Genomic DNA, 13462 nt, shown 5'->3' on the forward strand with positions numbered 1-13462 from the left:
CGTCCCCACCCCTGCGGCAATTCATGCAGCACGGCCTTGGCATCGAGCGAGCGGATCGCCACCGAGGTGTCCGCCGGAATGCGCCCTTGAGCCACCATCGCCTCGTAGCGCAAGGCGCTGACCCGCAGGAACGAAGCGAAGTTGCCGACCTCGCCGCGCGCCGCGACCAGCTCGTCGTAGAGCCGCTCGATGAGCTGCACCACGACCATGCCGTCGCGCTGCGCGATTTCCTCGAGCACCTGCCAGAACAGGTTCTCGAGCCGGATGCTGGTGACCACGCCGTGCAGCCGCACCGAGCGCGTGCGCGCGTCGTAGCTCTGCGGATCGGCGCTGATGAAGACTTCGCACATGGGCTGTCTCCTTTTGAGGGGTATGGGCGACGCACGCACTGTAGCGCCGCCCGTCGGTGAATCGATCAGTGCTCGATGCGCGTGCCGAGCACCACCAGGAACTGCGAGAGCCACGCCGGGTGCGCCGGCCATGCTGGCGCGGTGACGAGGTTGCGGTCGGTCACTGCCTGGTCGACCGGAATGCCCATGTACTCGGCGCCGGCGAGTTCCACCTCGACCTGGCAGGCCGGGTAGGCAGAAACCTTGCGGCCCTTGAGCAGACCGGTGGCCGCGAGCAGTTGCGCGCCGTGGCACACGGCGGCCAGCGGTTTGTCGGCGGCCAGGAAATGCCTGGCGATCTCGACCACGCGGGTGTTCATGCGCAGGTACTCGGGCGCGCGGCCGCCGGGAATGACGAGCGCGTCGTAGGCCTCGGGGTGCACGTCGGCGAAGTTGGCGTTCAGCGTGAATCGGTGGCCGGGCTTCTCGCTGTAGGTCTGGGCGCCTTCGAAGTCGTGGATGGCGGTGTGCACCCAGTCGCCGGCCTTCTTGTCGGGCGCCACCGCGTGCACCGTGTGGCCCACGGCCAGCAGGGCCTGGAAGGGCACCATGGTTTCGTAGTCTTCGGCGTAGTCGCCGCAGAGCATGAGGATCTTGCGAGCCATCTGTTTGTCTCCTTCGGATGAGGTTGTCGGAATGCGGTGCGCGTGCGGGCTACCGTCACCGCATTATTCGAAGGAGGTGGGCGCCGCGGGTAGCAGCCGGCTGTGACCGTGCTTTGCCGCGGTCATCGTTGCAACGAGCGCTGTCCTCAGATGAGCGTAGCGCTCGCACCGCGCGCTACGGCGGGTGCGATGCCGGCGTAGAAGAAGCCCAGGTCGTCCTCGGGGCCGTTGACTGCACGCCCGCGCACCTTGCCCATCACGCATACGCCTACCTGGGCGTCTCCCTGGCCGATCACCAGAACGAAGGGGTTGTCCTCGTCGCCCCGCAGGTAGCGTCCGCCGAATTCGCGGCGCGCAACCTCGAAGACATATGCCGACGCGAGGAAGTGAAGATCATCCGGCAGGGGTGCCCGCTGCTTGAAGAAGTCGTCGAGCATCTGGTCGACCAGCGACAAGGAGGACGCCGTGTAGTCCAGCCGCGAGCCTTCGATGGGTGCGCCGGGCCGCGAGAACGCGCCGACGAAGTCGGTGGCCTGCGAAGCCATGCCTTCCTCGATCGTTTCAGGCATGGCTGGCTTCTTTTTCTTCAGGAGGTCGAACAGTCCCATGGTTGCGGCTTTCCTTTGCTGGATGTGCGTGCTGTGACGCGGTCTGGATCGGCTGACTGTGTCAGAACCCGTCATGCGCGGGCAAGCAGGAAATTCGAAATGCCCGGAAGCTGTTAACAGAAGTTCGCAGAGGTTGCAGCGCTTGCGAAAGAGCTACTCCGCGCCCAGGGGCCGTCACGGATATGCCTTCTGACGTTAATAGCCTTGCTCAGGGTTTTCCCGAATCACAGAGGCAAGACCCCATCCAGACAGACAACCCATAGAAAAGACGGAACCATGAAGACCTCCCAACTCGCCCTTGCCGCCGCACTCACCGTGCTGGCCGTCGCTTCCGCCAACGCCCAGCAACGCACCCGCGAAGCTGTCGAGGCAGAAGCCATCGCCGCTGCCCATGCCAAGGACCAGAACGTCACGCGCGGCTCGCGCGGTGCCGATCCGTTCACCTCCACGGCGGACGCCGAAGCTGTTTACAAGCAGGCCGTCGACACGGCCCATGCGCCGAACCAGAACGTGACCCGCGGCTCGCGCGGTCCCGATCCCTTCACCTCGAGCCGCGACCCGGCCCAGGTCTACCAGGAAGCCATGGCCACCGCCGCGGCACCCGACCAGAACGTGACCGGCGGCTCGCGCGTCAACAGCAAGGTGATCTCCACCATGGAGAACCCGGTGCTGAAGGCCGCGCAAAGCAAGTAAGCAAGGCAAGCTCGCCGGGCCCTTCAAGCGCGCATGCGGCGCGCGGGCTCGGCCTGATGCAGAAAGCCGGTGAACGTGTCGGGAGGCGACGAGCCCATGAGCCGCCACATGATCCGGCCGACCTCGCCCCGGTGGTAGCCGGCATGGGTCACGACGTGGCCCAGCATCTCCTGGCGCGACATCCGGCCGGCGGCACCATCGGTGAAGGTGAAGTCGATGATCTGCGCAAGCTCTTCCGTGCTCACGCGCGCTGTGTAGGCGACATACCAGCGGTCCGTTTCCCTCACTGTTTCAGCCAGTTCCCGCAGCGGCGGCGCGGTGTCCGACCCTGTCGCGGTGCAGCCGTGTTCCATGCGCTGCAGGTTCGCCACGAAGATGCGATCGACGATGCATGCGTGGTTGAAGACGCGAACTGCGGCTTGGTACTCGGCCTGCGGTGCTCTTTCGGCCAGCGTGGCCAGGCCCGCCAGCAGCCCCTCGTCCGCCCATGACTTGTAGCGGAACAAGGAATTCAAAAGTGTCTGCGTGGTCATCGTGGTTCCCTTGGATAAAAACGGCACACTTCGCAGCCATCGGCCGACGGCGGGTGCGCGCGGTCTTATTCTTGAGTGGAGCCTCGAACTTGGGTACTCGCATTCCTTCGCAGCACAAGAGCATGCGCAAAGCACCGCGGCAGCAGCGTTCGCGCGCCACGGTCGATGTGATCGTCGAAGCCGCTGCTCGCGTTCTGGGCCGCCGAGGCTGGGCCCGATTCACGACGAATGAGATCGCGGCGGTCGCTGGCGTCAGCGTGGGCTCGCTGTACCAGTACTTTCCGAACAAGCTGGCCATCGCCGAGGCGATCCGGCAGCGGCATCTGGACGAGGTGCTGCGCGTGCTGTCCGCAGCAGACGAGCAGAGCGAGACCCTTGCCCTCGAGCAGCGGGTTGCCCGGTTCGTCGACGGCGTCATCGCTGCCCATTCCATCGACCAGGCGCTGCATCACGTGCTGGTCGACGAGGTGCCGCTGGGGGCTCGCTCGAGTTACGTGGCGTTCGAGGCCGAGTACCAGCGGCGCTATCAGGCGCTGCTTGCTGCCGCCGACGGCCGTAGTGGAGACGACGGCGAAGACCAGGCCATGGCCGCGCGGATGCTCTCGTCTGCGGTCGAAGGCGTTGTCCACTCGGCAGCGGGCCGCAATGAACTCGGTGCGGCGGCATTCAGGACCGAGCTGGTCCGGCTGATCCTTGCCTATTTGCGCGACCGGGGCGCGATGGCTCAGGCGTAGGCCTTGGCCGAGCGCAGCTGCAGCATCGCCAGCATCCGCGCTTCTTCGGCATCGCGCAGGCTCTTGGCTGCGCGGGCTGCGGCATAAGACACATACATTGTTTCGATCGCCTTGCCCCAGGCTTGAGGCGTCTGGTGCACCGTGTCGGCGGGAAGGCTTGCCGCGTACGCCCCTGGCGCGCCGGGCTCCATCGGACATGCCGGCACGTCGTACCCGGCCTTGCGCAGGATGTTTGCTTTGTGGTTTGTGCTGAGCATGCGGGCGCCTCCTCTGTATGTCGTGCAAAGAAGATAGCGGCATGTGCCAGGGCGCGCTATTAGCTGCTTGACGTATGCGGATGTAGGAAAAAGCCCTCCAGAACCGGTTTTGCGGCGGGCACTAAGCCGGAAGCGTTAGGCCGTCGGCGCCGCGGCCTGCCACACCAGCGTGGCGGCGGTCAGGTCTTCGAGTGCGCTGCCCACGGCCTTGAAGACCGTGCGCTCCTCGTCGCTGGACCGGCCGGTTCGCTCGCCGCGGCACAACTCGGCCAAGGTGCCCTGGACATCCTGCGCACGCAGCGTGCCCGCCGCCATCGCGTCGAGCAGGTCGCCGGATTTCTGCAGCGCTTCCGGGGTGTCGACAAAGGTGCGCGCAGCGGAGAAGCAATGTTCGTCGGTCTCGCGCATTGCGGGCGTGAAGCTGCCGATCAGGTCCAGGTGCGAGCCCGGCGCAAGCCATTCGCCGCGAACCAGCGGTGCGGTGGCCAGCGTGGCGCAGCTCACGATGTCGGCGTGCCTGCGCACGGCGGTCTCCAGGTCGATGGCGGCCCGCGCATTCCAGCCCTCGGCGCGCCATTGCGCCGCCAGCGCCTCGGCGCCTTCGGGCCGGTGGTTCCACACCCACACCTCGTCGATGGCCCGCACGCTCGCATGCGCGGCCGGCAGCATGCGCGCGATGCGGCCGGTGCCCAGCACCAGCAGCCGGCGTGCATCCTTGCGCGCGAGGAACGACGCACCCAGCGCCGAAGCGGCCGCCGTGCGGCGCGCGGTGATCTCGTTGCCGTCCATCATTGCCAGCGGCACGCCGGTGCGCGCGTCGTACAGCACGTAGGTCGCGTGCAGGCCGGGCAGGCCGCGCGCACCGTTGCCGGGGAAGATGTTGATGGTCTTGATGCCCAGGAAGCCCGCGTCGCTCCACGCCGGCATGATGAGCACCGTGCCCTTGCAGGCGGCGCCGTCCGCGCCGGCGGTCTCGATGGCGTGCACATGGCGTGGCGGCACCTCGGCCTCGGCCGCGAACGCGGAGCGCAGCGCGGGCACCAGCCGCTCGAAAGCCAGCGGCGCGCGGGTGGCGGTTTCGTCGAAATGCTTCATTGCTGCAGCGGCTGCATGGACGATTCGAAGAAGGCCGTCAGCGCCTTGCGGTAGGCGCTTCCGAAGCGCAGGGTCGTCATCGGCTCCAGATGCCCGGCGCCCTGCACCTCGATCAGCCGCTTGGGCTCGCGCGCGTCGGCCAGCAGCCGCTTCGAATGCTCGACAGGAATCACTTGGTCGGCGGTGCCGTGAATGAACAGCAGCGGAATCGGCGAGACCGCCGCCACGTACTTCGACGCCGCATATTCGTCGCTCACCATCAGGCCGGCGCCCTTGAACTTGTCGTTGGCAATCGAGGAATACGAATAGAAGGTCGACTCGATGGCGGCCGCCTTCACGCCTGCGCGGTTGCCCGACCCCACCACCGCGATCGCATTGGTGCCCCCCAGGCTCTGCCCGAAGACGAACAACCGCTCCGGGTCGACGTCCTGGCGCGAGCGCACGTAGTTCAGCGCGGCATTGGAATCCTCGAACACTCCCTTGGGCTCCGGCTTGCCTTCGGACTGGCCGTAGCCTCGGTAGTCGAAGACGAGCACGTTGTAGTCCTGTTTGGGCAGCCAGGCCACGAAGCGCCAGTGCGTGCTCATGTTCTGCGCGTTGCCGTGGAAATGCACCACCGTGCCCTTGGCCTCCTTCGGGTTCTTGCGGTCGGCGGCGGGCAGGAACCAGCCGCTCAGGCGCGTGCCGTCGGCGCTGGTGAACTGCACGGGTTCGTAGCGCATGCCCAGTACGTCGGGTGTCTCGTAGCGCACGTTGTCGGGGTAATAGAACATCGACTGCACGCAACCTGCCAGCAGCAGAGGCAGTGCGCACAGCGCGAGCTTTCCGCACCATCGGCGGATCAGGCCGGTGTCGGTCATGGCTTTGCACCCTTGGCGGCCGCGCGGTTCTCCGCAAGCATGTTGCAGAAGAGGGCGCCCTGCTCGATCGCGTCGTCGAGCGCCACATGCGTGTGCGGCATCCCGGGGTCGAACCAGCGGCGCGGCATCGCGCGCTTGGTGCTGTCGCGGTAGTCGAGCTGGAGCATCGCCATCGCGAACGACTTCACGTCGAGCGCCGAGTGGCTGAACGGGCTCTCGCCCGCGAAGCGCATCAGGTACCAGTAGACGAACAGGAAATCGAAGCCCGCCGGGTACGCGACGAACACGGGCCGCGCAGGCATCCCCTTGAGCCAGCCCAGGTAGTTCTTCATGGCGTGGGCGGGGTCCTGCAGGTCGGTGCGGCAGGCGGCCCATGCCTCAGGTTGGGTCTTCCACCAGGCGGCGGTCTTCGGGTCGGCTTCGGCGCCGGGCAGCGTGTGCAGGTTGGCGCTGAAGGTGGAAAGCAGTTGCTTGTCGGCCGTGTAGGCGGCAGAGCCGAAGCTGAGCATCGAATGCGGGCCGGGAATGGGGCCGTCGGATTCGACGTCTGTGCTTATGTAGATTTCTGGCATGGGTGTAGGCAGGTCGTTGGGGCTCGCTCATTGCGAGTCGGCGGGGATCAAACGCTTCCACCACGGCTGCTTCGCCGGTGCGGTGGCCGGGGATGCAAGAAAAGCCTTGCAGGCCCTGGCGCGAGTGCGCAGCTTTTCGATGAGGTCTGCGCTTGCCCACTCTGACGGCTCGCCTTCGAGCTGTTCGAGCGCCCACCGTATCTCGGACTCTGCCGCTTCGCACATGGCTTCGCCTTTGACCGCACCTTGCGTTACGGCCAACTGCTGTTGCGGGTCTCCGTTGCCGAACCAGAAAGTACATGCGGCGATGTACGAGAAAACTGCGGCCTTCATGGGCGCGTCGTCTGGGCCGGCTTTCCTTGTGGACGCCAAGTGCCGCCCCAGGTCATGCTGTACGCCGAGCAGGCTGTCCACCATTTCGTCGCAGGTCAGCGGCAGGTTGAAATCCTGTTGCAGCAGTTGCGCCCACAGCACCTTGTCCAAACGGTCCTGCAACGAGAATTTCTTGTCGAAGCCGATGGCCGAGGCGTAGGCCTCGACATTGGGATAGAGGGCCTGAGCGCAGAAGGTCGCGAATGCCGCAGCCTTCGGGTTCGAGAGCTTCGACAGCCGGGGCGAGAAGGCCTGGGAGAGGCGACTCTGCGCTTGTGACTCGACGACCTGCCGGATGTTCTGCTCCACCCAGTGCAGGTACCAGTCATTGAAACCCATGCGGGTTCCATCCTCTTTCAGGAAGGGTTCGATGCCCTCGTTGTCCGCGCGCAGGTCGCGCCAGACCGTACCTGCCAGAGGCCCTGTCACGACCAGCCAGTTGCGCAGGGCGCAGCCTTCATGGCAGATGGGTATGGCGCCGTCGGTGATGCTGGTGGCGTAGTAGTCGCTTTCAAGCTTCCTTTCCCAAGCTTCGTGCATCCGGTCTTGCTCTTCGACCGGCATGTCTTCCGGCGGATCGGGCTGCTGGCGCCAGAAGTCCTCTGGAAGGTTCCATGCGTCGCGCAGCGGGAACGGCCTGGACAGGTCTCCGATGAGTGCGTAGCCCTCGTCCCAACGGCAAAGGTCGTGGCTCCTGTCGTGCATGCCGAGCGGAAACACGCCATATGCCGGGCCCGCACCACCGTTTCCGATCTCCGTGATGAACCTGCGGTACTCATCGGGGAATCTGCACCCGTGCTTAGCTTCCACCTGTGCGACCTCTTCTTCGGAAAGTGGCGGATTCAGGTCGTACCAGTGCGACTTCGCCGCAAAGCAACTGCAGTCCAGATCGAGCCGCTTGAGTGTCTGAAGACGGGACAGGATGTCGGTCACGACGGGTTAAGTCCTTTTGCTTGTTACGCGATGCCGAGGATCGACGACACCGAGCGGTGGAGCTCTTCGACGAGTTCCGGGTCCATGTATTTGTACTCGTCCGGAATGTCGAGCACATGGATCGGCTTGCCTCGCAGCATTCGTGTGAACTCCGCCACAAGCCGCGACTTGTGCTTTTCTTCCATCACCAGGATCACGTCGGCCCATTCGATGTCGTCCGCAGACACCGTGTGCCGCGCATTCGGGCTGGTGCCGGCCGAGCGTGCGGAGATAAGGGGATGCCGGCGCCAGATCTGCTCCGCGGTCGGGCTGCGCCACTGATTGCGGCTGCAGATGAAGAGAACGTTGCGAACGGGCGAGGTCGATGGTTTTTCGGGCATGAATGAATACTCAGGAGGCCGCCTCGGGCAACGCAAAGACATGCAAGTCCCGCCAACGCCCTGACGAGTTCTCCATCAGCGCGGCTTCGGTGCAATGCGCATGCACAGCGCCAGATGCAAGAAGCCGGGTGCCCAGTTCGACGGCAGCATCTTCAGCATCGCGCACGTTGCCGTGTGCCACTGAAAGATGCGGAACGACGCCTTCGTGTTCGCCGCCATATGGCGGGAAATCGGGAAAGGCCTTCGCGAGCGCCAGCGTCATCTCGATGAAAGGGGCGGCGGGCTCGGGCGCCAGATACGTGGTCTCGGGAAACCGCCCGACCTTGCCCAGCGAGAACGCGAACGACGGCGTTTGCGCGAGCACGTGCCGCGCAATGTCCAGCACGTCTGCCGTGATCAGCGCGGGGTCCATGAAGGGAACAAGAAGCGTGATGTGTGCCGGCACGCCGAGCGCCATGGTCGGGTCGTAGCGGCGGCGCAGATCGCCGGCGATGGGCTCGGCGGCGGGAACCTTCACGACGAATGCGGAGATGGCCATCGGGCGGAGGATAGCCCATCGATGGCGCACTCCGATCAGCTCCTCGGCCCCGCGGAAACCTGCCCCCAATCGAGGCCCAGCTTGGCCAGGTACTTGCGCAGCCGGTCCGCATCGTTCACCACGCTGCGCTGCGCGCGCGAGGCCTGGAACAGCTGCCGCCCCGCGTCGGAGAGGCTGCGCGACTGGCGGCACACACGCACTACCGCTTCGAGTTGCAGCCGGTCGAACAGGTCGAGGGCCTGCACCCGCTCTTCACCCAGCAATGCATCCAGATCCACGCCGTCGGCGCCGCGGGCCATGGGCATCGCGCCCGCATGCTTCCACAGCCATCGCAGCCGTGCAATTTCCGCTTCGACCAGCGCGACCGGAATGCGGCCGCCGTCGGCCAACGTGGCCAGCCGAGTCACGCTGGCCGACAGGTCGCGGAAGTTGCCGCTCCAGACCGCCTCGCCGCTCTGCGCGAAGCGCAGGTAGGCCGTGCGCGCTTCGGCGTTGAAGCGCACCACGCGGTGGTTCTCGGCGGCGTGGATGGCCAGCAGGTGGTCGACGTTGGGTTCGATGTCCTCGGGCCGCTGCGCGAGGCCGGGAAGGTCGTAGGTCCAGAGGTTGATGCGCGCGAACAGGTCTTCTCGGAACCGTCCTTCGGCCACGTCGCTGCGCAGGTCGCGGTTGGTGCCGGCGATGAGCTGGAAATCGCTCTCCACTTCCTTGTCGGCACCCACCGGGAAGAAGCGCTTCTCCTCGATTGCCTTCAGCAGCATCGCCTGCTCGTCGAGCCCGAGTTCGCCGATTTCGTCGAGGAAGAGCGCGCCCTGGTGCGCCGTGCGCAGCAGGCCCGCGCGGTCGCTCGCCGCTCCGGTGAAAGAACCCTTCCTGTGCCCGAACAGGGTGGACGCCGCCCCGTCGCCGCGCAGCGTGGCGCAGTTCACTTCCACGAAGGGCCCGGTCATCTGGTGCCGCGCCTGCTTCAGCTCGAACATGCGCCGCGCCAGGAAGGACTTGCCCGCGCCGGTCGGCCCGATCAGCAGGATCGGCGCGCGCGAGCGCACGGCCACGCGCTCGATCTCGTCGATCAGCGCATTGAAGCGCGCGTTGCGCGTGGCGATGCCGCTCTTCAGGAACGCGACCGCGTCGCGCTGCTCGGCGTCGAAGCGCCGCGCGATCACGTCGTAGCGCGAGAGGTCGAGGTCGATCAGCGTGCATTTGCCAGCCTCGCCCTGGCGCTGCTTGCGGGGCGGCGAGGTCTGCGCGAGCACGCCCGGCACCACGCGCGACTCCGACAGTAGGAACATGCAGATCTGCGCGACGTGCGTGCCGGTGGTGATGTGCGTCCAGTACTGCTCGCGTTCGGTGTCGAAGCTGTAGCCGCGCGCCCAGTCGTACAGGCGCGTGTAGACCTCGCCGAAATCCCACGGGTCCGCGAGCTCGATCGGCACGAGGTTGACGGTGGTCTCAGGCGACACGGTGGCGATGTCGGCCTTCACGAGCTCGGCCAGCGCCTTGTGCCTGAGCGTGTAGAGCAACTCCATGCGCGAGACGACCATGTCTTCGTGCTGGGCGAGCGAGACGGTGGGGCGCCACTTGTTCCAGCGGCCCGCGCCTTGGCCGGCATCGAGCTGGGTGCCTAGAAAGCCGATGACGACGATTGGCTTCATGGATATAAAACTAGCTGAATTTATAGAGTAAGAGGAATTTTATAGGTACGGATGCCGCTCACAAAGGAGCCCGGCAAGGAATTTCTCCTTTCCTGTCAATGACTTGCGCTGCTGCTCGTGGAAGTAGTCAAAAGCTGGCACGCCGGCTGCAATGGATATCCCGTCAGGATGCAGTTCATCCACTCGCAGGTGCCGCGTAAAAGCGGCCCGGTGCAGCAAGCCAGGCCTGTCCTTGGGTTTGCCGTATGCCGTGGTTGGCTGTTTGGCAACTGAACTTGATTCAGTCCGCTCATGGTTGAGCGCCGTGCTAACCACATGGAGTTGCGGGTTCGATTCCCGCGAAAAACCCGGCGGTGCCTGCACCGCCATCTGATGGGGGCGAAAGCCCCTCCGCCCCGGCACACCGGAGCGATGGCGCAGGGCAAAGATGCCCTGCGGCGCGCGACACAGTGCCAAGCGCAGGCGGCTTGCGCACCGCGTGCGTGGCAAGGAACTGCGTGCGGCCATCGACGGCGAGGCAGGTGACGGCGTTGCAAAAGCGACGAGGGAGGGCACCTGCCGAGCCGGGCGAACGCCGCACGTCAGGCCTTGGCTGCCGCAGTGCCCGCCGCCTGCCCTTTCGAGGGCCTGGACCGAATGACTGAAGACTGAACGAAGAAACGAACCGAATAACGAGTGGGAGAAAAAATGCTGGGCTTCAACCGAATCACGATCAAGAAGAACGAACGCGCGCTGCTGCTTCGCAACGGCGATTTCGAGCAACTGCTGGGCGCCGGAAAGCACTGGGTGTTTTCGCGTTTCGACAAGATCCAGCTGCAGCGCTTTGCCCTGACCGAGCCGGCTTTCGAGCACGAGCTGGTCGACTACTTCCTGGCGCAGGAGCCTGAGCTGGTCGAGCGCGAGTTCGTGCATGTGTCCCTCGGCGAAACCGAAGCCGGCCTGCGCCTGGAAGACGGTGTGCTGGTGCAGATCCTGCCGCCCGCCACCCGCAAGCTTTACTGGCGCGGCCTGCGCGCGCAGCGTGTCGATGTGATCGACGTGGCCGAAGACGTGCGCCTGCCGGCCGAACTGGTGTCGAAACTGCAGAGCGTGGCATTGCGCCCGCGTGCGGTGGCCGGCCTCGAAGGTGTGCTGCTGGTGCAGGTGCCGGAGTTCCACGTCGGCGTGCTGACGCTGCAGGGCCAGATGCAGGAGCTGCTGGCACCTGGCAACCATGGTTTCTGGCGCTTCAACCGGCAGGTGGCAGTGACCTGCGTGGACATGCGTTCGCAGATCGCTGAAGTGAGCGGCCAGGAAATCCTGACCCGCGACAAGGTGGGCCTGCGGTTGAACATGTCGGCGGTGTGGCGCTTCACCGACGTGCGGCGGGCGATGGCACAGATGCCGAAGCCGGCCGACCATGTGTATCGCGAGCTGCAGTTCGGGCTTCGCGCCGCCGTGGGCGAGCAGACGCTCGATGCGCTGCTGGAGAACAAGGCGGCCATCGACCAGACGGTGCTGGCGCAGGTGCGCGAGCGGTTGGAAGGCTCCGGCGTTGCGCTGGAAAGCGTGGGCGTGAAGGACATCATCCTGCCCGGCGAGATGAAGACCATCCTCGCCCAGGTGGTGGAGGCCGAGAAGTCGGCCCAGGCCAACGTGATCCGCCGCCGCGAGGAAACCGCGGCCACGCGCTCGCTGCTGAACACCGCCAAGGTGATGGAGGGCAATCCCGTCGCGTTGCGGATGAAGGAACTCGAAACGCTGGAACGGGTGGCCGAGCGGATCGACAAGATCTCCGTGATCGGCGGTCTGGACCAGGTGCTCAACGGGCTGGTGACGCTTCGGCCGAACGCCCTTTGAGCTGCAGGTTCGAGAAGGTTTGACTGGCGCCTAAGGGGCACCAAGGGAGAAGAAAATGGCCGAAGATGAAATTCGCGAACACGACTTCTCGCTGCAGGACTACGAACGACTGTCGATCGCGCTGCACAAGCGCGCGATGACTTGAACAGAGGAGTGAAACGATGAGGAAAGAAGAAAAAATGAACTACAACCTGCACGAAGTCGAGAACGGCGTGCCCGTGAAGATGTGGACCCGCGGCGTGCCCGTGGAGCCCGAAGCGCAGAAGCAGCTGGAGAACGCGGCGCGCCTGCCCATCGTGTTCAAGCACATCGCGGCCATGCCCGACGTGCACTACGGCATCGGCGCAACGGTGGGTTCGGTGATCCCGACCTTCAAGGCCATCATTCCCGCCGCGGTGGGCGTGGACATCGGCTGCGGAATGATGGCGTGCAAGACCACGCTGCATGCCAACGACCTGCCCGACAACCTGGGGCCGCTGCGCGGCGCGATCGAGAAGGCCGTGCCGCACGGCTCGAACCCCAAGCGCATGGGCCGCGACAAGGGCTCGTGGGAGACGCCGCCGAACGAAACCGACGTGGCATGGGGTGCGCTGAAGGACGAGTTCGACGCGATCTGCGAAGACTACCCGCGCCTGAAGAACACCAACAACCACAAGCACCTGGGAACGCTGGGTACGGGCAACCACTTCATCGAGGTATGCCTGGACGAGGCGGGCTCCGTGTGGTTCATGCTGCATTCGGGTTCGCGCGGCGTGGGTAACGCCATCGGTACGCACTTCATCGAGCTTGCCAAGAAAGACGCCGAACTGCACCAGCGCAACCTGCCCGATCAGGACCTGGCGTACTTCGAGGAAGGCGCCCAGTACTTCGGCGACTACGTGCGCGCCGTGGGCTGGGCCCAGAAGTTCGCGCGTGCGAACCGCGAAGTGATGATGCAGCGCGTGGTAGCGGCCGTGCGCAAGGTCATCATCAAGCCCTTCGAGGCGCATGTGGAAGCGGTGAACTGCCACCACAACTACGTGAGCCGCGAAACGCACTTCGGTGAGGACGTGCTCGTGACCCGCAAGGGCGCGGTGAGCGCAAAGGCCGGCGAGCTGGGGATCATCCCCGGCAGCATGGGCGCCAAGAGCTTCATCGTGCGCGGAAAGGGCAACCCCGAGAGCTTCATGAGCTGCAGCCACGGCGCCGGTCGAAAGATGAGCCGTACCAAGGCGAAGAAGCTCTACACCGTGGCCGACCAGATCGCCGCGACCGAAGGCGTGGAATGCCGCAAGGACGCCGACGTGATCGACGAGATCCCGATGGCTTACAAGGACATCGATGCGGTGATGGAGGCGCAGCAGGACCTGGTGGAGGTGGTCTACACGCTCAAGCAGGTGGTATGTGTGAAAGGGTGAAA

Annotated in this window: 16 protein-coding genes and 1 pseudogene; 4 read left to right on the plus strand and 13 right to left on the minus strand. The window is 65.3% G+C overall.

The genetic code is table 11. The features are described from left to right. Positions 1-11: 11 nt before the first annotated feature. The 3 genes and pseudogenes from ACWV14_RS05815 to ACWV14_RS05825 all read right to left on the minus strand — a co-directional run. Positions 12-350, minus strand: a pseudogene (locus ACWV14_RS05815) (ribbon-helix-helix domain-containing protein); the annotation flags it as partial. A 65-nt stretch (positions 351-415) separates the two neighbouring features. Further along, entirely contained in the window at positions 416-994 is a 579-nt protein-coding gene (locus ACWV14_RS05820) for a DJ-1/PfpI family protein (RefSeq protein WP_454907742.1), read from the minus strand. A 146-nt stretch (positions 995-1140) separates the two neighbouring features. Then, complete coding sequence (locus tag ACWV14_RS05825) at positions 1141-1563, minus strand: hypothetical protein (protein ID WP_455342650.1); 423 nt, start codon at positions 1561-1563, stop codon at positions 1141-1143. A 315-nt stretch (positions 1564-1878) separates the two neighbouring features. Here ACWV14_RS05825 and ACWV14_RS05830 point away from each other — a divergent pair, with 315 nt between their 5' ends. Continuing rightward, the gene (locus ACWV14_RS05830) at positions 1879-2295 is read left to right on the plus strand and encodes a hypothetical protein (RefSeq protein WP_454907740.1); all 417 of its coding nucleotides are present in this window, start codon (positions 1879-1881) and stop codon (positions 2293-2295) included. 23 nt (positions 2296-2318) lie between these two features. Here ACWV14_RS05830 and ACWV14_RS05835 read toward each other — a convergent pair whose 3' ends face one another. Beyond that, positions 2319-2828 carry a DinB family protein gene (locus tag ACWV14_RS05835; protein WP_454907739.1) on the minus strand — a complete coding sequence of 170 codons (510 nt, stop codon included), beginning with the start codon at positions 2826-2828 and terminating at the stop codon, positions 2319-2321. A 122-nt stretch (positions 2829-2950) separates the two neighbouring features. Here ACWV14_RS05835 and ACWV14_RS05840 point away from each other — a divergent pair, with 122 nt between their 5' ends. Continuing rightward, entirely contained in the window at positions 2951-3562 is a 612-nt protein-coding gene (locus tag ACWV14_RS05840; protein WP_454907738.1) for a TetR/AcrR family transcriptional regulator, read from the plus strand. On the opposite strand, the gene ACWV14_RS05845 is transcribed toward ACWV14_RS05840, so the two are convergent. The 9 genes from ACWV14_RS05845 to ACWV14_RS05885 form a co-directional block, all read right to left on the minus strand. Next, positions 3553-3819: a hypothetical protein gene (locus tag ACWV14_RS05845; protein ID WP_454907737.1), complete on the minus strand. Its 267-nt coding sequence runs from the start codon at positions 3817-3819 to the stop codon at positions 3553-3555. The genes ACWV14_RS05840 and ACWV14_RS05845 overlap by 10 nt on opposite strands. A 135-nt stretch (positions 3820-3954) precedes the next feature. Further along, positions 3955-4914 carry an ornithine cyclodeaminase family protein gene (locus ACWV14_RS05850; protein WP_454907736.1) on the minus strand — a complete coding sequence of 320 codons (960 nt, stop codon included), beginning with the start codon at positions 4912-4914 and terminating at the stop codon, positions 3955-3957. Beyond that, on the minus strand, positions 4911-5774 hold the full coding sequence (locus ACWV14_RS05855) for an alpha/beta hydrolase (protein WP_454907735.1): 864 nt from the start codon (positions 5772-5774) through the stop codon (positions 4911-4913). Before ACWV14_RS05855 ends, ACWV14_RS05850 begins: the two co-directional genes overlap by 4 nt. After that, entirely contained in the window at positions 5771-6346 is a 576-nt protein-coding gene (locus tag ACWV14_RS05860; RefSeq protein WP_454907734.1) for an exonuclease, read from the minus strand. The genes ACWV14_RS05855 and ACWV14_RS05860 overlap by 4 nt, the downstream gene beginning before the upstream one ends. 27 nt (positions 6347-6373) lie before the next feature. Next, positions 6374-7651: an SMI1/KNR4 family protein gene (locus ACWV14_RS05865; RefSeq protein WP_454907733.1), complete on the minus strand. Its 1278-nt coding sequence runs from the start codon at positions 7649-7651 to the stop codon at positions 6374-6376. Positions 7652-7674: 23 nt separating this feature from the next. Further along, positions 7675-8031 carry a low molecular weight protein tyrosine phosphatase family protein gene (locus ACWV14_RS05870; protein ID WP_454907732.1) on the minus strand — a complete coding sequence of 119 codons (357 nt, stop codon included), beginning with the start codon at positions 8029-8031 and terminating at the stop codon, positions 7675-7677. Positions 8032-8041: 10 nt separating this feature from the next. Further along, a complete protein-coding gene (locus ACWV14_RS05875; protein WP_454907731.1) occupies positions 8042-8638 on the minus strand; it encodes a 2'-5' RNA ligase family protein in 597 nt (198 codons plus the stop codon). Then, on the minus strand, positions 8605-10224 hold the full coding sequence (gene rtcR, locus ACWV14_RS05880; protein WP_454907730.1) for an RNA repair transcriptional activator RtcR: 1620 nt from the start codon (positions 10222-10224) through the stop codon (positions 8605-8607). Before rtcR ends, ACWV14_RS05875 begins: the two co-directional genes overlap by 34 nt. Before the next feature lie 39 nt (positions 10225-10263). Further along, positions 10264-10680 carry a hypothetical protein gene (locus tag ACWV14_RS05885; protein WP_454907729.1) on the minus strand — a complete coding sequence of 139 codons (417 nt, stop codon included), beginning with the start codon at positions 10678-10680 and terminating at the stop codon, positions 10264-10266. Positions 10681-10911: 231 nt separating this feature from the next. Between ACWV14_RS05885 and ACWV14_RS05890 the strand changes: the two genes are divergently transcribed. Continuing rightward, a complete protein-coding gene (locus tag ACWV14_RS05890; protein WP_454907728.1) occupies positions 10912-12063 on the plus strand; it encodes a slipin family protein in 1152 nt (383 codons plus the stop codon). A 179-nt stretch (positions 12064-12242) separates the two neighbouring features. Beyond that, on the plus strand, positions 12243-13460 hold the full coding sequence (locus ACWV14_RS05895; RefSeq protein WP_454907727.1) for an RtcB family protein: 1218 nt from the start codon (positions 12243-12245) through the stop codon (positions 13458-13460). Positions 13461-13462 lie beyond the last annotated feature (2 nt).

Source organism: Variovorax durovernensis, from assembly GCF_977011995.1.